The sequence below is a fragment of the Neisseria viridiae genome, assembly GCF_962747995.1.
GTDB classification, from domain to species: domain Bacteria; phylum Pseudomonadota; class Gammaproteobacteria; order Burkholderiales; family Neisseriaceae; genus Neisseria; species Neisseria viridiae.
The window spans coordinates 19228-38394 of record NZ_CAUJAJ010000016.1 but is presented as its reverse complement, the minus strand read 5'-3'; the positions used below and the strand labels follow the sequence as shown (position 1 = coordinate 38394).

Here is a 19167-nt window from a genome sequence, read left to right as displayed (position 1 = left end):
CCCCCCCCCCCCCCCCGCAAAATGAATATTTCGAGCAAGACCCTATCCCTTACGCCGTCCGTTTCAGACTCAATCAAATCCTTCCCGAACTCGACTGCCATTGGCAGGAAAATCTGACAGAAATCTTCAAAACACTTTCTCCCGAAGCCGGGCAGGCCGCCTGTACGCAAATCCTTTCCCGAAAAGGCATAGGCTATAACGAAGCCGACGGTTCTTTCACTTGCCTTCCCAAAAAACGCATTTCGTTCGCATCGCTGGCGGCAGACATTCCCATCCCCGACCTCAAACGGCTGGCGGGGCATATCGCGGAACGCCTGGATGTATTGGCGCAATGCGAATCGCCGGTTTATATTGCCGACATTCTCGAAAGCGTGCTGTCCGTTATCAAAAACGTCGATACCGGGGGCAAGCGCGCACGGGAAAATTTCAAACAGATTCTGAAAACCGAATTTATTTACGCCGCCGCTGCGGTATTGAAAAACAAAACCAAATGGGAAATCCCCGAAAATACCCGCAATCTCGATTCGGACATCATCTGCACCTATATCTGCGAAGTGTTCCTAAAATCGCACCTGCTCGGCAACAGTTTTCCGATGATGCGCCCGCGCGAAGTGAAGCAGATGCCCGAACCGGTGTTTGACAAAGTATTGTTTGCCGAACAGCGCGCCCGCCAGTTGGAAGTTATCCGAACGTCGAAATACTTGTTTGCCATCGCGCCTTATTACACCGACGATATTCCGTTTTCCCTGCGCCGCTTCCTGTCGGAAGACAAACTTTATACCAGCTACAACCGCTATTACACCGCCATCCATATCCCCGTCCGCAACATCACTCAGAATGATGCCCTGCGTTTTGCCAACGGTTTGAAACAGATTCTTTCGCTGCAATCCGGCGTGAGCTGGGAAATCATCGATATGATGGACAGGATAGAGGAAAACTACGACAAAAAAGCCCTGCCGCTGCTGTTTTCGCCGTTCCCCGCGCAAGTCGAACGCACGCAGGCGATTGCCGCCAGATTGGACCAATTCGAGCGGCTGTTGGGCGACACCGTCCTCGATCCGTTCTACTATTGCCTGACGCGTATGGCGAAGGGCGAGGAAGATTTGAAATATATTTATATCGCCTTCCGCCAGTCTTTCGGCGGCATCTTCAATTCGTTTGAAAACTTCCGCCTGCTGCCCGCGCTGTGGATGAGCAGGGATGCGGAAAATATGTCCGACCGCATGAACGCCTATATTTCCGCAATGGAAGACCGCCGCCGCGAGATATTGTCCATTCGGCAGGGAAAGCCGGAAGAAGAATTTTCCCGCAAGATGGCCGGCTGCCTGACCGACTTGGAAAACTGTCTGGAAAAATACCTCGAACAGTTCGGGCCGGTATCGGAAAGTATCGAAGCCTGTACCGCCAAACTGCAGGAGCAACCGTCGTTCTTCAACAGGCTGATGAAAACCAACGACAAGCTCAACAGGCGGTTGGATGTGTTGCAGAAACAGTCGGCAGCCATCCACAACGAAGCCTATATCGAAATGAACACGCTGCTTTACCGCCATCGCGAAGCCGTTTCCGTCCACAACCGCAAAGCAGATTATGCGGAAAAGGGCAAAGAGCGGATCGCGCTGTTCCCGCGCGGTTTGAACGGCATCACCAAGCTGCCTGCTGCCGTCCTGTTGCCCGAGCGTCCCTACCATTTTGATATGAAGGAGGTTCTGTATATATTCTCCCGAATACCGAGATAGGCGTATCGGCTGCCGGATAAAAATGCCGTCTGAAACGGAAATCTGTTTCAGACGGCATTTCTACATTCAAACGGTGGAACGTTTATTTGAATTTGTAGGTGTATTGCAGGCCGATGATGTCGGCGTGGTTTTTGAAACGTGCGGAAGACGCGCCTTTGCTGTCCACATCGTTGCCGCTTGCCTTCGCCGTGCGGTAGGTGGTGTCGTTGATGTGGATGTGGGTGTAGGCGGCATCGACGACGTGGTTTTTACCGATATTGTATTTCATACCGGCGGAGAACCAGATGCGGTTGCCGTCGGGCAGGCTGTTCATGCGGTAGTCGGCGTTGCGGACAGGCGATTTGTCAAAAGCGATGCCGGCGCGCAGTTGCAGCGGTTCTCTGATTTGATAAGAACCGCCGAATCCGACTTTGTAGGTGTTGCGCCAGTTGGGCGTGATGGTGGTGCGGTCGGATTTTTTGTTCATACCGATGGTTTTTTCTTTTTCAAAAACCAGTTCCGCCTTATTGAAGCGGCTGTGGCGCGTCCAAGTTACGTCGCCGAACAGGTCGGCTTTGTCGGACACTTTGTACATGCCGTGTACGGACAAAGACTCAGGCGTTACGATTTTGACACGGGCTTTTTCATTCGCCGTGTAGCCGAGGTTCGCAAGTGGAGTTCCCCACATTGCTTTCGCCGCCGCGCCGTCTGCCGCCCATTCGGCATCGCCTTTGAGTGTGTGTGAAACTTTGGAACGGTAGTTCACGCCCACGCGCGCGCGGTCGTTGATGTCCCACATCCACGCCAGTTGGTAGCCGAAGCCCCAATCGCTGCCTTTGACATCGGCGTGTCCGTCGGCCTGAATGGCGGCGGCACCGGCGGGATTGGACGGCAGCATTTGCGCTTTATTTTTAATCCCCCAGTCGGCATATTTACGCAGTTCGGCGGAAGTATGTTGGGCGATGATGCCTGCGCCGAAGGAATGGCGGTCGTTGAGTTTCCACGCGGCGACAGGTTCGACGGCGATGCTGGTCAGACCGAGTTTGTTGATGTTGTGGCGCAACACGGAATCTTTTTCGTATTCGGTGGCAGAGCCGAAGGGGACGTATACGCCCAAGCCCACGGTCAGATTGTCGTTGACTTTGTATGCGCCGTAGATGTGGGGCGCAACCGTGGTTTTGGTGATTTTGCCGCTTTTCGAACCTTGGACGGGAAGCCCGGTAAAGTCGGTGGCGGAATCCGCTTCATAACGGATGCTGGGCAGCACGATGTTGGCGTTGACGGAAATCTGGCTGCTGTCGAGTTTGGTCAGGCCGGCAGGGTTGTAGAAGATGGTCGATGCGTCGGCGGCTTCTGCGGCGGCGGCATTCGCCGTGCTTTGCGCATTGACCGACTGTGTGCCGAAGTGGTAGCCGGATGCGTGGACGGATGCGGCGGCAAAGGCAGTGCCGAGCAGCAGGACGGTTTTTTTCAGTGTGGAAGGGGTCATTTCAGTTTCCGTAAAAGGGCAGACAAATAAAAAAGGCAGTTAAATGCCTTGTTTCTCTTTAGTATAGACACTCAATTCTATACCACGTTGCCGAATTTGCACAATTTTTTCAGAGTTTGCCCGAACCGCCGCGCCGCCGCAAAAAATGCCGTCTGAAGCCCCGGGCATCGGCTTCAGACGGCATTTCCCACTCAGGGCGGATTATTTGACGCGCAGCACTTCCAGCGTATTGGTCGAACCGGATTCGCGCATTTGCGAGCCGCTGGTGATGATGTACTGGTCGCCGGAATGCAGGATGTTGTGTTCCACCAGCATGGTTTCGACTTCGTTCAACGCCGTGTCGTGGTCGGTACTGGTTGCCAAAATCAGCGGGCGCACGCCCCGGTACATCGCCATACGGCGTTGGGCGGAAACGCTCGGGGTCAGCGCGAAAATCGGCAGGGTGATGTTGTGGCGGCTGATTTCAAAGGCGGTCGAACCGCTTTCGGTCAGGGCGACGATGGCTTTGGCGTGAACCGCGCGCGCCACGCTGACCGCGCCGCCGGCAACCGCCAGGTTGGTGCTGACCGCTTCGGGATACTCCGCCTGTTCGGCAACGCCGTTGAGCGAATCCTGCTCTTTTTCCGCAGCCGCGCAGATAATTGCCATTTGGCTGACGGTTTCAAACGGATACGCGCCGACGGCGGTTTCGGCGGAACACATCACCGCATCGGTACCGTCCAATACCGCGTTTGCCACATCGCTGACTTCCGCGCGGGTCGGCACGGGGTTGGTAATCATCGATTCCATCATTTGCGTCGCCGTAATGCTGAAGCGGCGCAACTCGCGGGCGCGGCGGATCATCCGTTTTTGCAGGGCGGGGACGGCGGCGTGTCCGACTTCGACCGCCAAGTCGCCGCGCGCAACCATAATGCCGTCGCCGGCGAGGATGATTTCGTCCAAGTTTTCAATCGCTTCCACGCGTTCGATTTTGGAAACCAAACCGGGGCGCACGGCCGTGCTGCCCTTCATTTCCTCTTCGACTTTGGCGCGCGCGATGTGCAAATCTTCGGCGGATTTCACAAAGCTGATGGCGAGGTAGTCGCAACCGATGGCAATCGCGGTTTTCAGGTCGCGGAAGTCTTTTTCGGTCAACGCGCCTGCGGACAAACCGCCGCCGCGTTTGTTGATGCCCTTGTTGCTTTTCAGGACGTGGCTGTTTTCCACCCTTGTGAGAATCCTGCTGCCTTCGACGGATTCCACGGTCAGGGTCAGCAGGCCGTCGTCCAGCCACAAGACATCGCCTGCGGCAACGTCGTCGGGCAGGTCGCGGTAGTCCAAACCGACCGCCTCGCGCGTGCCTTCGCCTTCGAGCGCGGCATCCAGTACCAGTGTTTCGCCTTTGTTCAATTCGATGCCGCCGCCGGCGATTTTGCCCACGCGGATTTTCGGCCCTTGCAGGTCGGCAATGATGGCGATTTCCTGTCCGGCGCGTTTTGCCGCCTCGCGCACGATGCGGGCGTTTTCCTGATGGAATTCGGGCGTGCCGTGGCTGAAGTTGAAGCGGACGACGTTCAGACCGCCGACGCGGATCATGTCTTCCAACAGTTCGACGTTGTTGCTGCCCGGCCCAAGGGTGGCGACGATTTTGGTGTTGTGGCTGATGCGGGTCAGATCGCGGCTTGTCTGGTTCATATGAAAGTCCTTTCGGTCTCAATCGGGTGTTCTGCGGTATTTTGTTGCAAAATTACAGAAATTTGGAACCGGTTTGATGTCCATTTGATGAACGCGGTGGAATATTCTGTAAAAATATGATTTAAATTAATGGTTTGATATTTTACCTGCAAACCGCCTTTTTTGGTGCAAAATTACACGGTTTTATGACTTAGGCTAAATTTATTTTTTGTTCGGCGGCTTGCGCGGTCGGGTAAAATGAAAGTTTTGAACGGTTGGTCGGACAGGAAGATGTGGCGGGTTTTGAGTGCTTTGCCGATAGGCGTGGTGTTTTTTGATTTGATCTACGGTTTTGTGTTGAACGTGTTGCAGGGTTTGGATTTGCAGCGTGCCGTGCCGGATTCGGAAGGCGTGCTGGCGGTTACGCCCGATATTGCGTTCAACAGTTTGCAGATTGTCGCCAACGGGGGGATGGCGGCGGTGGTCTGTTTCGGGTTGGCGGTTGTGTTTCTGCTCAACCGTTCGGTGCGGCGGCGGCAGGTCTTGGAAATCGGGGTGTTCCGGATGTTGGGGCTGGTGGCGGTATTGGCGTTCAGCGCGCCTTCGCTGTGGGAGTGGGCGAACGCGCTGCCGCTGCTGCTGAAGGGCGCGGACGTGGTCAATACGGGGAATGCGCGTTATGTGCTGACGGCTTTGTGTATGCCCTTTCCGGCGGTGTCGTGCGTCATCGGGCTGGTGGGGCGGTTCAGGCTTCAGACGGCATCGGGCAGGGCGGCAAAGGCAGGGGGCGCGGGCAAGGCGGACGGATAGGGCGCGTATTTTAAAATGCCGTCTGAAAGGGCTTCAGACGGCATTTTTCAGTGGGCGTGCCGGGTTTCGATACCGGCTTTGATTTCGCCGTAAACCTGAGTGCCGCCTTGTCCGGATGGGGTGGCGCAGGCGGCGAGTGCCGACAGGGTGCAGATGAGGAGGAGTGTTTTCATTTGGGGTCGCAACGGAAGTGGTAGGCGCAGATTTCAAAACCGTTTTTGAAATACAGGCGGTGCGCGTCGGCACGGTCGTGGTTGACGTGGACGTTGAGGTGGATTTTGGTTACCCCTGTTTCCGCGCCGATTTTGCGGACTTCTTCCAGCAGGCGCGAAGCGTAGCCTTTGCGGCGGCTTTGCGGCAGGGTAACGATGTCGTCGATATGGATATGTCGGCCGCTGGCGAGGTTGCAGGCTTCGCGGAAGCCGCAGACGGCGACGGCGTTGTGTTTGCCTTCTTCAAAAATACCCAGCAGGCGGTAGCCTTGGGGGCGTTGGGTTTTGTTGATCTGTTCGGTAAAGCGGTTGATGTCGGTCAGGGCGGAACGCAAAACGCTCAAGGCTGCAAAGGCGGTGGCGGTGTCGTCCGCGCCGATTTCGCGTAAAACGTAGGATGCGCCCGAGACGGTCTGTTCCTGTGCTTTCTCGGCGGCGTGTTTTTCTTCGATTGCCTGTGCCAGCAGGACGCGCTCGTCGGTAGGGTCGTTTTGTCCGCCCTGTTCGCGTTCTTCGAGCAGGGCTTTGCAGTCGATGACGCGCAGGTCGTTGTCGGCGGCAAAGTCCATCAGGAAGCGGAACATTTGGGGATTGTCGGTTTCCAGTTTTTTATCGACGGCGACGCAGCGGATGTTGTCCACCAGCATAGGACGCACCCATTTCGAGTAGGAGAGGCGGTTGTCTTTGGTGAACGAGGACAGGATGCCGCACAGGCGTTCCGCCCAGTCGCTGGGACGGAAAATCTTGCCGGAACTCGTTGTGCCGTGGATGACGACTTCGTAGGGGTTGCAGACTAACATGGCGGCTTCCTGAAAAGAAATGTCTGGCGCGATTATACCTTATGCTTATGCGGGCGTGTTTGGATATGCCGTCTGAAAAGTACGGGATTCGTGCAGTAAAACTTTGCGGCGGCAAATGTGCGATAATACGCGCCGTATTGCCGCTTTTGCGAAGCTGTTCCGCAAACATACGGGCGGCGTGGACGACGTATAACCGGATACCCGCCTGACGCGGGTTTTTTACGGAAGGGAGGCAAAAATGCCTAATCCGCTTTACAGACAGCATATCATCTCCATTTCGGATTTGTCGCGCGAACAGTTGGAATGCCTGCTTCAGACGGCATTGAAGCTGAAGGCGCATCCGCGCGGCGACCTGCTGGAAGGGAAACTTATCGGTTCGTGCTTTTTCGAGCCGTCCACGCGCACGAGGCTGTCGTTTGAAACGGCGGTGCAGCGGCTGGGCGGCAAGGTCATCGGCTTTTCGGACGGCGCGAATACCAGTGCCAAAAAAGGCGAGACGCTTGCCGATACCGCCCGCATCATTTCCGGCTACACCGACGCAATCATCCAACGCCATCCCAAAGACGGCGCGGCGCGCGTGGCGGCGGAGTTTTCGCGCGTCCCCGTCATCAACGCCGGCGACGGCACGAACCAGCATCCCAGCCAGACCTTGTTGGATCTGGTAACGATTTATGAAACGCAGGGGCGTTTGGACAAGCTCAAAATCGCAATGGCGGGCGACTTGAAATACGGGCGCACCGTGCATTCGCTTTGTCAGGCGTTGAAACGTTGGGGCTGCGAATTTGCCTTCGTCTCGCCGCCCAGCCTCGCGATGCCCGACTACATTACCGAAGAGTTGGACGAAGCCGGCTGCCGATACCGTATCCTCGGCAGTTTGGAAGAAGCAGCGGAATGGGCGGATATCCTGTATATGACCCGTGTTCAGCGCGAACGTTTCGATGAACAGGAATTTGCCAAAATCCAAGGCAAATTCAATCTCGACGCATCCATGCTTGCCCGCGCCAAACCGAACCTGCGCGTGCTGCACCCCCTGCCGCGCGTGGACGAAATCCATCCCGATGTCGATGCTACGCCGCATGCCTATTATTTCGAGCAGGCAACCAACGGCGTTTATGCGCGTATGGCGATATTGTCGCTGGTGTTGAACGAAGAAGTGTGAGGAACCGATATGGAAACCCCGAAACTCAGTGTCGAAGCCATTGAAAAAGGTACGGTTATCGACCATATTCCCGCCGGCAGGGGGCTGACCATCCTGCGCCAGTTCAAACTTTTGCACTACGGCAACGCGGTAACCGTGGGCTTCAACCTGCCCAGCAAAACCCAAGGCAGCAAAGACATCATCAAAATCAAAGGCGTGTGCTTGGACGACAAAGCCGCCGACCGCCTCGCCCTGTTCGCCCCCGAAGCGGTGGTCAATACCATCGACAATTTCAAGGTCGTGCAGAAGCGGCATTTGAATCTGCCCGACGAAATCGCCGAAGTGTTCCGCTGCCCGAACCCCAATTGCGCCAGCCACGGCGAGCCGGTCAAAAGCCGGTTTTATGTTAAAAAACATAACGGGCAGACGCGGCTGAAATGCCACTACTGCGAAAAAACCTACAGCCGGGATTTGGTGGCGGAAGCCTGACGGATTCCCGCAGCCCGGCGGCGGAATTTTGCCTGCCGCCATTTTGCCAACTTGAAATGGAATAATGATGCACGCTTCTATCCAAAGCCGTTTCGCACCGATACTTTATGTTTTGATTTTCTTTGCCGGTTTTTTGACCGCGCAAATCTGGTTCAATCAGAAAGCCTATACTGAAGAGCTGCCCCCGCTTCTGTCCGCATTGTCCGCCGTCGCGCTGGTGTGGCTGGCGTGGGCGTTCGTGTCGGCGCGTTCAAAGGCTAAGGCGGAAAAGTTCTACCGCGAAAAAATGATACAGAACGAAAGCATACACCCCGTCCTGCACGCTTCTTTGCAGTATTTGGAACATAAACCGCAGATGCTCGCCTTGCTGGTCAAAAACCACGGCAAAGGGATGGCGGAACAGGTCAGGTTCAAGGCGGAAGTGCTGCCTGACGATGAAGACGCGCGTGTGATTGCGGCCGAGTTGGCAAAAATGGACATGTTCACATTGGGCACGGATGCGGTTGCTTCGGGTGAAACCTACGGACGCGTGTTCGCCGATATTTTCGAGTTGTCGGCGGCTTTGGAAGGGCGCGCGTTCAAAGGGATGTTGAAACTGACGGCGGAATATAAAAACATCTTCGGCGACGCCTGCAGTTCGGAAACGGCGTTGGATTTGGAAGGGCTCAATCAGGCGTTGCAGGAGATTTCAAAAACATCGGAAAAGCCTAAGCGGATATTTTATTGAGGGTGTTCCAATACGCCGGGTTCGGTTTTGCCTGCCGTTCCGACAGGTTCGGGGTCGGGAGACTTCAATGGATAGGGAAATGCCGTCTGAAACGGAAATATTTCAGACGGCATTGTTGTCGGAGGATTATTCGGACCGGTCGAAGTTGACTTTGACACGGCTGCGGTTTTTGTCCGGCATATTGTCCAAATCCCGTCCCGGATTGGCGGCGGTGTCGCCTTCGGAAATATCGGAGATGTTTTCCAAAATAATGGCGTAAGCCAGTCCCGGCGCAGTGTGGTAAACCATTGCCAGGCCCACTTCTTCGGCAGGAGTGGAAATCAGTTCGACGGTATCCCTGCTTTTGGGTTCTTCTGCCAAATTGTTGGAGAGGTTGACCTGCATCGTTTTCTTGCGTTTGTAGAGGCTCAAAACCGCGCCTTTGTCCAAACCGTCGTCCCCGCCTTTGTCTATCGTAATGGTTTTGAACTGTCCGCCGACCCCCGCGCCTTCAAACACGGAAACGATTTTCGCCTGAACCGGTTGGGAGGGCTCGTGCGGCACCATATTGAAGCGGTCGGTGTCTTCCGGCATTTTCATCAGGTAGTCGCCCTGCTGTATTTCGGAAATGGCGGTTTCAACCACCAGCGGCTGTATCGAATGGGTACGCAGCGGGGTAATCAAAGGATGGGTGCGGGTATAGTATTCGTTGTCTTTCAGCCGTTCTTCAGCCTGTTCGGAGCGTTGTCCGAGGGCGGAGTCGGTATAGTCGAGGGAGCGCACGATGCCGCCGAATGCGACTTCCTGCCCGAGGAATTTACCCGTATCCGGATCGGTGATGTTTTTATTGATACGGTAGGTCAGGTAGCGGCCCGGTTCTTTCAGGTCTTTGGTGTAAACCCTAGTGCCTTTGGTGTACAGCAGCCTGCCTTCCGGGCCCGAAACCAGGCGCGGAGCGGCGGCGGTTTCTTTGCGGGAAACGATTTGCGGGTGCTGCATAAAGATGCGGTAGAAGTTGACATTGACGGCAGGGATGCCGTATCCGGACACTTCCTTATCCGGACTCATTTTGACGACGGGGATGCCGTCTGTCTGTTCCAGGCTGAGGCGCGGTTCGCCATTGACGTAGCGCAACACCAAAACCTGACCCGGATAAATCAGGTTGGGATTGTGGATTTGGCTGCGGTTCGCACCCCACAGGCGGCCCCATTGCCACGGGCTGTACAGGTATTTGCCCGAAATGCCCCACAGGGTGTCGCCCTGTTTGACCGTGTAGCGTTGCGGCGCGTTCGGGCGCACCTTCAGATTTGCCGCCAAAGTTTGTGTTGAGAATGCCATACCTGCCGCGCAGAGCAGGGTTATAATACGACGTTGCATAACCGTTCCCCTTATCTGATAAATTTCGGTTTGTCTTGCCTGATTGGGTTGGAAAAAGCGGCGGCGGTCTTTTCGGAACGTGCCGCATGATAATAAATGTTTCGCATTTTAACATCGAATTATCCGCACCATCACGGTAATTATGAAAAACAGGCGGCGTATCTGCCGACGGAAAGAGAAAATTATGGCTTTACTGAATATCCTCCAATATCCCGACGAGCGTCTGCACACGGTGGCAAAGCCTGTCGAACAAGTTGACGAGCGCATCCAAAAGCTGGTTGCCGATATGTTTGAAACGATGTACGAGGCGCGCGGCATCGGGCTGGCGGCGACGCAGGTCGATGTGCACGAGCGCGTGGTCGTGATGGATTTGACCGAAGACCGCAGTGAACCGCGCGTGTTCATCAACCCCGTCATTGTCGAAAAAGACGGTGAAACCACTTACGAAGAAGGCTGCCTGTCCGTGCCGGGCATTTACGACACCGTAACCCGAGCCGAACGCGTCAAGGTCGAGGCTTTGAACGAAAAAGGCGAAAAGTTCACGCTGGAGGCGGACGGTCTGCTGGCGATTTGCGTGCAGCACGAGTTGGACCACCTGATGGGCATCGTGTTTGTCGAACGCCTTTCCCAACTCAAGCAGGGACGGATTAAGACCAAGCTGAAAAAACGTCAGAAACATACGATTTGACCCTTTTGCCGTGCCGTCTGAACGCTGCAAGGTTTTCAGACGGCACGGCATTATCCGACAACTTTACGCACACGCAGGAACACGCTATGAAAGTCATCTTTGCCGGCACGCCCGATTTTGCCGCCGCCGCCTTAAAAGCCGTTGCCGCCGCCGGTTTTGAAATCCCGCTGGTGCTGACCCAGCCCGACCGTCCGAAAGGGCGCGGTATGCAACTGACTGCCCCGCCCGTCAAACAAGCCGCGCTGGAACTCGGTTTGCGCGTCGAACAGCCCGAAAAGCTGCGCAACAACGCCGAAGCCCTGCAAATGCTCAAAGAGGTCGAGGCAGACGTAATGGTGGTTGCCGCGTATGGTTTGATTCTGCCGCAAGACGTGTTGGATACACCCAAACACGGCTGCCTCAATATCCACGCCTCGCTGCTGCCCCGTTGGCGCGGCGCGGCGCCGATTCAGCGCGCGATTGAAGCCGGCGATGCCGAAACCGGCGTGTGCATTATGCAGATGGACATCGGTTTGGACACCGGCGATGTGGTCAGCGAACACCGCTACGCCATCCGTCCGGACGATACGGCGAACGAAGTCCACGACGCGCTGATGGAAATCGGTGCGGCGGCGGTTGTTGCCGATTTGCAACAGCTTCAAAGCAAAGGCCGTCTGAACGCGGTCAAACAGCCCGAAGAAGGTGTTACTTACGCCCAAAAACTAAGCAAAGAAGAAGCGCGTATCGATTGGAGCGAAAGCGCGGCGGTTATCGAACGCAAAATCCGCGCCTTCAACCCCGTGCCTGCCGCGTGGGTTGAGTATCAGGGCAAGCCGATGAAAATCCGGCGGGCGGAAGTGGTGGCGCAACAAGGCGCGGCAGGCGAAGTGTTGTCCTGTTCGGCGGACGGTTTGGTCGTTGCCTGCGGCGAAAACGCGCTGAAGATTACCGAATTGCAGCTCGCCGGCGGCAGGCGTATGAATATCGCGGCGTTTGCGGCGGGACGGCATATCGAAGCAGGGACGAAGCTGTAAATCCCTTCAGACGGCATTCCGATCCGCAAACGGGAATGCCGTCTGAAACCATCAGTTGAAGAAAGCGAATCACATAATATGAGTATGGCACTTGCCCAAAAACTTGCCGCCGACAGCATTGCGGCGGTTGCCGAAGGACGTAACCTTCAGGACGTGTTGGCGCACATCCGCGCGGCGCATCCCGACCTTACAGTGCAGGAAAACGGCGCGTTGCAGGACATCGCCTACGGCTGCCAGCGTTATCTGGGCAGTTTGAAACATATGCTCGCGCAGATGCTGAAAAAACCGATTGGCAATCCGCAGCTCGAAAGCCTGCTTTTGGCGGCGTTGTACCAACTTCATTACACGCGCAACGCGCCGCACGCCGTGGTTAACGAAGCTGTTGAAAGCATAGCCAAAATCGGACGCGGGCAGTACCGTTCGTTTGCCAACGCGGTTTTGCGCCGCTTTTTGCGCGAACGCGACAAGCTTGCGGCTTCCTGTAAAAAAGACGATGTGGCGAAACACAACCTGCCGCTGTGGTGGGTTGCCTACCTGAAAAACCATTATCCGAAACACTGGCACAACATCACCGCCGCGCTGCAATCGCATCCGCCGATGACTTTGCGCGTCAACCGCCGACACGGCAATGCTGAAAGCTATTTGGAAAAACTGGTGGCGGAAGGTATCGCGGCTAAGGCGTTGGACGAATATGCGGTTACGTTGGAAGAAGCCGTGCCGGTAAACCGCCTGCCCGGTTTTTCAGACGGCATTGTTTCGGTACAGGACTTCGGCGCGCAGCAGGCGGCGTATCTTCTTAACCCGAAAGACGGCGAACGGATTTTGGACGCGTGCGCCGCGCCGGGCGGCAAGACGGGGCATATTTTGGAATTGGCGGATTGCCGCGTTACCGCCTTGGATATCGATGCAGGCCGTCTGAAGCGTGTGGAGGACAATATTACGCGTCTGGGCTTTCAGACGGCATCGGCGGCGTGTGCCGATGCGCGGGATTTGGCGGCGTGGTATGATGGAAAGCCTTTCGACGCAATCCTTGCCGACGTGCCGTGCACCGCTTCCGGCGTGGCGCGGCGCAATCCCGACGTGAAATGGCTGCGCCGTCCGACCGACGCGCTCAAAACCGCCCGCCAGCAGGAAGCCCTGCTGGACGCACTTTGGCAGACGCTGAAACAGGGCGGCAGAATGCTGCTTGCCACCTGTTCCGTGTTCGTCGAAGAAAACGACGGGCAACTGCAAAAATTCCTCAACCGCCATGCCGATGCCGAACCGATCGAATCGCGGGTGCTTTTACCGAACAAACACCAAGATGGCTTTTATTACGCGCTTATTCAAAAGCATTAAACAATGGCTTGTGCTGCTGCCGATGCTTTCCGTTTTGCCGGACGCGGCGGCGGAGGGCATTGCCGCGACCCGCGCCGAAGCGAGGATAACCGACGGCGGGCGGCTTTCCATCAGCAGCCGCTTCCAAACCGAGCTGCCCGACCAGCTCCAACAGGCGTTGCGCAGGGGCGTGCCGCTCAACTTTACCTTAAGCTGGCAGCTTTCCGCCCCGACAATCGCTTCTTATCGGTTTAAATTGGGGCAACTGATCGGCGATGACGACAATATTGACTACAAACTGAGTTTCCATCCGCTGACCAACCGCTACCGCGTTACCGTCGGCGCGTTTTCGACAGACTACGACACTTTGGGTGCGGCATTGCGCGCGACCGGCGCGGTTGCCAACTGGAAAGTCCTGAACAAAGGCGCGCTGTCCGGTGCAGAAGCAGGGGAAACCAAAGCCGAAATCCGCCTGACGCTGTCCACGGCGAAACTGCCCAAGCCCTTCCAAATCAACGCATTGACTGCTAAAAACTGGCATTTGGATTCGGGTTGGAAACCTCTAAACATCATCGGGAACAAATAATGCGCCGCTTCCTACCGATCGCAGCCATATGCGCCGTCGTCCTGTTGTACGGACTGACGGCGGCAACCGGCAGTGCCAGTTCGCTGGCGGATTATTTCTGGTGGATAGTCGCGTTCAGCGCAATGCTGCTGTTGGTGTTGTCCGCCGTTTTGGCGCGTTATGTCATATTGCTGTTGAAAGACAGGCGCGACGGCGTATTCGGTTCGCAGATTGCCAAACGCCTTTCCGGGATGTTCACGCTGGTCGCCGTATTGCCCGGCGTGTTCCTGTTCGGCGTTTCCGCACAGTTTATCAACGGCACGATTAATTCGTGGTTCGGCAACGATACCCACGAAGCCCTCGAACGCAGCCTCAATTTGAGCAAGTCCGCATTGAACCTGGCGGCAGACAACGCCCTCGGCAACGCCGTTCCTGTGCAGATAGACCTCATCGGCGCGGCTTCCCTGCCCGGGGATATGGGCAGGGTGCTGGAACATTACGCCGGCAGCTTTACCCAGTTGTCCCTTTACAATGCCGCAAGCGGCAAAATCGAAAAAAGCATCAACCCGCACAAGCTCGATCAGCCGTTTCCGGATAAGGCGCGTTGGGAAAAAATCCAACAGGCGGGTTCGGTCAGGGATTTGGAAAGCATAGGCGGCGTATTGTACGCGCAGGGCTGGCTGTCGGCGGGTACGCACAACGGGCGCGATTACGCCCTGTTTTTCCGCCAGCCGATTCCCAAAGACGTGGCAGAGGATGCCGTCTTAATCGAAAAGGCGCGGGCGAAATATGCCGAGTTGAGTTACAGCAAAAAGGGTTTGCAGACCTTTTTCCTGGCAACCCTGCTGATTGCCTCGCTGCTGTCGATTTTTCTTGCACTGGTGATGGCGCTGTATTTCGCCCGCCGTTTCGTCGAACCCGTCCTATCGCTTGCCGAGGGGGCGAAGGCGGTGGCGCAAGGCGATTTCAGCCAAACCCGTCCTGTTTTACGCAATGATGAGTTCGGGCGTTTGACCAAACTGTTCAACCATATGACCGAGCAGTTGTCCATCGCCAAAGAAGCGGACGAGCGCAACAGGAGGCGCGAAGAAGCCGCCAGACATTATCTCGAATGCGTGCTGGAGGGGCTGACCACGGGCGTGGTGGTGTTTGACGAAAAAGGCCGTCTGAAAACCTTCAACAAGACGGCGGAACAGATTTTGGGGATGCCGCTCGCCCCCCTGTGGGGCAGCAGCCGGCACGGTTGGCACGGCGTTTCGGCGCAGCAGTCCCTGCTTGCCGAAGTGTTTGCCGCCATCGGCGCGGCGGCAGGTACGGACAAACCGGTCCAGGTGGAATATGCCGCGCCGGACGATGCCAAAATCCTGCTGGGCAAGGCGACGGTATTGCCCGAAGACAACGGCAAGGGCGTGGTGATGGTGATTGACGACATCACCGTATTGATACACGCGCAAAAAGAAGCGGCGTGGGGCGAAGTGGCCAAACGTCTGGCACATGAAATCCGCAATCCGCTCACGCCCATCCAGCTTTCCGCCGAACGGCTGGCGTGGAAATTGGGCGGGAAGCTGGACGAGCAGGACGCGCAAATCCTGACGCGTTCGACCGACACCATCATCAAACAGGTGGCGGCGTTAAAAGAAATGGTCGAGGCATTCCGCAATTACGCGCGCGCGCCGTCGCTCAAATTGGAAAATCAGGATTTGAACGCCTTAATCGGCGATGTGTTGGCATTGTATGAGGCCGGCCCGTGCCGGTTTGCGGCGGAACTTGCCGGAGAACCGCTGATGGTGGCGGCGGATACGACCGCTATGCGGCAGGTGCTGCACAATATTTTCAAAAATGCCGCCGAAGCGGCGGAAGAAGCCGATATGCCCGAAGTCAGGGTAAAATCGGAAGCGGGGCAGGACGGACGGATTGTCCTGACGGTTTGCGACAACGGCAAAGGCTTTAGCAAAGAAATGCTGCACAACGCTTTCGAGCCGTATGTGACGGACAAACCGGCGGGAACGGGATTGGGTCTGCCCGTGGTGAAAAAAATCATTGAAGAACACGGCGGCCGCATCAGTTTGAGCAATCAGGATGCGGGCGGCGCGTGTGTCAGAATCATCTTGCCAAAAACGGTATAAATTTATGCGTAGCAGCGATATTTTAATTGTAGACGACGAAATCGGCATCCGCGACCTGCTGTCGGAAATCCTGCAGGACGAAGGTTATTCGGTCGCGTTGGCGGAAAATGCCGAAGAGGCGCGCAAGCTGCGCCATCAGGCGCGCCCCGCGATGGTGCTGCTGGATATTTGGATGCCCGATTGCGACGGCATCACCCTTTTGAAGGAGTGGGCGAAAAACGGGCAGCTCAATATGCCGGTGGTGATGATGAGCGGGCACGCCAGCATTGATACCGCCGTGGAGGCGACCAAAATCGGCGCGATCGATTTTTTGGAAAAACCGATTTCCCTGCAAAAACTGCTGTCTGCGGTCGAAAACGCGTTGAAGCACGGCGCGGCGCAGGCGGAAGAGGGCCCCGTGTTCGACAAGCTGGGCAGCAGCGCGGCAATCCAGGAAATGAACCGCGAAGTCGGGGCGGCGGCAAAACGCACATCTCCCGTCCTCCTGACGGGCGAGGCGGGTTCGCCGTTTGAAACCGTGGCGCGCTATTTCCATAAAAACGGCACGCCGTGGGTCATCCCGGCAAAGGCGGAATATCTGGCCGATATGCCGATGGAGCTGCTGAAAAAGGCGGAAGGCGGTGTCTTATATGCGGGCGATATCGCGCGATACGGACGCAACATCCGGGACGGCATCGCCTTTATCGCCGGCAAGGCGGAACGCTGCCGCGTCAGGCTGGTCGCAGCGTACGGTCGGCCGGCGGGTTCGGACGGCGGGGGCGAAGAAAAAGCGGCAGGTTTCCCGCCGGATTCGGTCGTCCGCATTCCGCCCCTGCGTATGCAGCATGAAGACATTCCCTTCCTGATTCAGGGGATTGCCTGCGAGGTGGCGGAAAGCCAAAAGATTGCGCCCGCCGCATTCGGTGAAGATGCGCTGGCCGTATTGTCCCGTTACGACTGGCCGGGGAATTTCGAGCAGTTGCAAAACGTCGTCACAACGCTGCTGCTGGAAGCGGACGGGCAGGAAATCGGTATCGGCGCGGCTTCTTCGGCACTGGGGCGCGGCGCGCCTGACGACGGAACGGGGCATATGGCGTGCGGGTTCGACTTCAACCTGCCCCTGCGCGAATTGAGGGAGGCGGTGGAGCGGCGTTATTTCGAGTACCACATCGCCCAAGAAGGTCAGAATATGAGCCAAGTGGCGCAGAAAGTCGGATTGGAACGCACGCACCTTTACCGCAAACTCAAACAGCTCGGCATCGGCGTTTCGCGCCGTGCGGGGGAAAAAACCGAAGAATAGGCCCGGACGGCCGGTTTTCCGGCTGCGGGCTTCTGTGTTCAGACGGCATTTGGTGCAAATGCCGTCTGAAATCGTAAGGGGACGGATTTTATGACAGAGGACGAACGTTTCGCGTGGCTGCAATTGGCGTTTACGCCCTATATCGGCGCGGAGAGTTTCCTGCTGCTGCTGCGCCGTTTCGGCAGCGCGTCAAACGCCCTGTCCGCACCGGCGGAACAGATCGCCCCGGCGGTGCGGCACAAGCAGGCGCTTGAGGCTTGGCGCAATGCGGAAAAACGCGCCTTGGCGCGGCAGGCGGCAGAAGCGGCGTTGGAATGGGAAATGCGGGACGGATGCCGTCTGATGCTGCTTCAGGATGAAGATTTCCCCGAAATGCTGGCACAGGGGCTGACCGCGCCGCCGGTTTTGTTTTTGCGCGGCAACGTGCGGCTGCTGCACAAGCCTTCCGCCGCCATCGTCGGCAGCCGCTATGCCACGCCGCAGGCAATGCGGATTGCCAAAGATTTCGGCAGGGCGTTGGGTGGGAAAGGCATTCCCGTCGTGTCGGGTATGGCTTCGGGCATCGACACCGCCGCCCATCAGGGCGCACTGGAGGCAGAAGGCGGCACCATCGCCGTGTGGGGGACGGGTATAGACCGCATTTACCCGCCGTCCAATAAAAACCTTGCCTATGAAATCGCCGAAAAAGGATTGATTGTCAGCGAGTTCCCCATCGGTACGCGGCCGTATGCCGGCAATTTTCCGCGCCGCAACCGCCTGATTGCCGCCCTGTCGCAAGTAACGCTGGTGGTTGAAGCCGCCTTGGAATCCGGTTCTCTGATTACTGCCAGATTGGCGGCGGAGATGGGGCGCGAGGTGATGGCGGTACCCGGTTCGATAGACAACCCCCACAGCAAAGGCTGCCACAAACTGATTAAAGACGGCGCGAAACTGACGGAATGTTTGGACGACATCCTGAACGAATGCCCGGGGCTATTGCAAAATACGGGTGCTTCGTCATATTCTATAAATAAGGATACGCCCGACACGGGCCGCCGCGCCGTTCAGACGGTATCCGTCCCGCCGCCTGCCGCAAAAATGCCGTCTGAAGGGGCGGCAGGCGGCACAGCCCACGGCGGCATACTGGATAAAATGGGTTTCGACCCCGTCCATCCCGACGTGCTTGCCGGGCAGCTCGCTATGCCTGCCGCAGATTTGTATGCCGCACTGTTGGAATTGGAATTGGACGGCAGCGTTGCCGCAATGCCCGGCGGCAGATACCAGCGTATCCGAACTTGAACGCACTTTATATTAAGGAACACGAATGACCGAAGTCATCGCCTACCTCATCGAACATTTCCAAGATTTCGATACCTGTCCGCCGCCCGAAGATTTGGGTATGCTGCTCGAAGAAGCGGGTTTCGATACCATGGAAATCGGCAACACCCTGATGATGATGGAAGTATTGCTCAACAGCTCGGAATTTTCCGCCGAACCCGCCGACAGCGGCGCATTGCGCGTGTACAGCAAAGAAGAAACCGACAACCTGCCGCAGGAAGTGATGGGGCTGATGCAGTATCTGATTGAAGAAAAAGCCGTAAGCTGCGAACAGCGGGAAATCATCATCCACGCGCTGATGCACATCCCCGGCGACGAAATTACCGTAGATACCGCCAAAGTGCTGACCCTGCTGCTTTTATGGGCAAACAAGAGCGAGCTGCCCGTGTTGGTCGGCGACGAGCTGATGAGCGCGCTTTTACTCGACAACAAACCTACGATGAACTGAAGCGGCTTCAGACGGCCCGTCCGGG

The 19167-nt window shown here is 56.7% G+C and carries 18 protein-coding genes; 13 read left to right on the top strand and 5 right to left on the bottom strand.

Going from position 1 to position 19167, the window contains the following annotated elements:
* A partial coding sequence (locus Q9J79_RS08745) for a hypothetical protein (RefSeq protein WP_304704090.1) occupies window positions 1-1736 on the top strand: 1736 nt, incomplete at its 5' end.
* Between the two features lie 82 nt (window positions 1737-1818).
* Here the strand turns inward: Q9J79_RS08745 and Q9J79_RS08740 are convergent.
* Together Q9J79_RS08740 and pyk are read right to left on the bottom strand one after the other, a co-directional pair.
* A complete protein-coding gene (locus Q9J79_RS08740; protein WP_304685309.1) occupies window positions 1819-3204 on the bottom strand; it encodes an OmpP1/FadL family transporter in 1386 nt (461 codons plus the stop codon).
* Window positions 3205-3405: 201 nt separating this feature from the next.
* A complete protein-coding gene (gene pyk / locus Q9J79_RS08735; protein WP_301912014.1) occupies window positions 3406-4878 on the bottom strand; it encodes a pyruvate kinase in 1473 nt (490 codons plus the stop codon).
* Window positions 4879-5115: 237 nt separating this feature from the next.
* Here pyk and Q9J79_RS08730 point away from each other — a divergent pair, with 237 nt between their 5' ends.
* Window positions 5116-5667, top strand: coding sequence for a hypothetical protein (locus tag Q9J79_RS08730; protein ID WP_045750316.1), 552 nt, complete (start codon window positions 5116-5118; stop codon window positions 5665-5667).
* Between the two features lie 47 nt (window positions 5668-5714).
* Here the strand turns inward: Q9J79_RS08730 and Q9J79_RS08725 are convergent, their stop codons facing one another.
* Both Q9J79_RS08725 and Q9J79_RS08720 read right to left on the bottom strand, forming a co-directional pair.
* Window positions 5715-5840 carry a hypothetical protein gene (locus Q9J79_RS08725; RefSeq protein ID WP_301912015.1) on the bottom strand — a complete coding sequence of 42 codons (126 nt, stop codon included), beginning with the start codon at window positions 5838-5840 and terminating at the stop codon, window positions 5715-5717.
* The gene (locus Q9J79_RS08720) at window positions 5837-6679 is read right to left on the bottom strand and encodes a GNAT family N-acetyltransferase (RefSeq protein ID WP_301669739.1); all 843 of its coding nucleotides are present in this window, start codon (window positions 6677-6679) and stop codon (window positions 5837-5839) included. Before Q9J79_RS08720 ends, Q9J79_RS08725 begins: the two co-directional genes overlap by 4 nt.
* A gap of 238 nt (window positions 6680-6917) precedes the next feature.
* On the opposite strand from Q9J79_RS08720, the gene pyrB reads away from it, so the two are divergent.
* The 3 genes from pyrB to Q9J79_RS08705 all read left to right on the top strand — a co-directional run bounded on the left by pyrB (window position 6918) and on the right by Q9J79_RS08705 (window position 9033).
* Window positions 6918-7838 carry an aspartate carbamoyltransferase gene (gene pyrB / locus Q9J79_RS08715; RefSeq protein ID WP_002216214.1) on the top strand — a complete coding sequence of 307 codons (921 nt, stop codon included), beginning with the start codon at window positions 6918-6920 and terminating at the stop codon, window positions 7836-7838.
* 9 nt (window positions 7839-7847) lie between these two features.
* The gene (gene pyrI, locus Q9J79_RS08710) at window positions 7848-8306 is read left to right on the top strand and encodes an aspartate carbamoyltransferase regulatory subunit (protein WP_301912016.1); all 459 of its coding nucleotides are present in this window, start codon (window positions 7848-7850) and stop codon (window positions 8304-8306) included.
* A 67-nt stretch (window positions 8307-8373) separates the two neighbouring features.
* A complete protein-coding gene (locus Q9J79_RS08705) occupies window positions 8374-9033 on the top strand; it encodes a DUF8453 domain-containing protein (protein WP_301912033.1) in 660 nt (219 codons plus the stop codon).
* Between the two features lie 126 nt (window positions 9034-9159).
* Here Q9J79_RS08705 and Q9J79_RS08700 read toward each other — a convergent pair whose 3' ends face one another.
* Window positions 9160-10389 (bottom strand): LysM peptidoglycan-binding domain-containing protein, encoded by a 1230-nt coding sequence (locus Q9J79_RS08700; RefSeq protein WP_301912017.1) that lies wholly within the window; start codon window positions 10387-10389, stop codon window positions 9160-9162.
* 184 nt (window positions 10390-10573) lie between these two features.
* Between Q9J79_RS08700 and def the strand changes: the two genes are divergently transcribed.
* The 8 genes from def (at window position 10574) to Q9J79_RS08660 (ending at window position 19142) form a co-directional block, all read left to right on the top strand.
* Window positions 10574-11077, top strand: a complete 504-nt coding sequence (def, locus tag Q9J79_RS08695) for a peptide deformylase (RefSeq protein ID WP_029609881.1) — start codon at window positions 10574-10576, stop codon at window positions 11075-11077.
* Window positions 11078-11163: 86 nt separating this feature from the next.
* Window positions 11164-12090 (top strand): methionyl-tRNA formyltransferase, encoded by a 927-nt coding sequence (gene fmt / locus Q9J79_RS08690; RefSeq protein ID WP_301912034.1) that lies wholly within the window; start codon window positions 11164-11166, stop codon window positions 12088-12090.
* Between the two features lie 78 nt (window positions 12091-12168).
* Window positions 12169-13428: a 16S rRNA (cytosine(967)-C(5))-methyltransferase RsmB gene (gene rsmB, locus Q9J79_RS08685; RefSeq protein ID WP_301912018.1), complete on the top strand. Its 1260-nt coding sequence runs from the start codon at window positions 12169-12171 to the stop codon at window positions 13426-13428.
* Complete coding sequence (locus tag Q9J79_RS08680; protein ID WP_301912019.1) at window positions 13394-13993, top strand: DUF4390 domain-containing protein; 600 nt, start codon at window positions 13394-13396, stop codon at window positions 13991-13993. The genes rsmB and Q9J79_RS08680 overlap by 35 nt, the downstream gene beginning before the upstream one ends.
* The gene (locus tag Q9J79_RS08675; RefSeq protein WP_301912035.1) at window positions 13993-16098 is read left to right on the top strand and encodes a sensor histidine kinase; all 2106 of its coding nucleotides are present in this window, start codon (window positions 13993-13995) and stop codon (window positions 16096-16098) included. Before Q9J79_RS08680 ends, Q9J79_RS08675 begins: the two co-directional genes overlap by 1 nt.
* Before the next feature lie 4 nt (window positions 16099-16102).
* Entirely contained in the window at window positions 16103-17377 is a 1275-nt protein-coding gene (locus tag Q9J79_RS08670; protein WP_301912020.1) for a sigma-54-dependent transcriptional regulator, read from the top strand.
* Window positions 17378-17467: 90 nt separating this feature from the next.
* Complete coding sequence (dprA, locus tag Q9J79_RS08665) at window positions 17468-18655, top strand: DNA-processing protein DprA (RefSeq protein WP_301912022.1); 1188 nt, start codon at window positions 17468-17470, stop codon at window positions 18653-18655.
* Window positions 18656-18680: 25 nt separating this feature from the next.
* Window positions 18681-19142: a Smg family protein gene (locus Q9J79_RS08660; RefSeq protein ID WP_002215351.1), complete on the top strand. Its 462-nt coding sequence runs from the start codon at window positions 18681-18683 to the stop codon at window positions 19140-19142.
* Window positions 19143-19167: the final 25 nt, after the last annotated feature.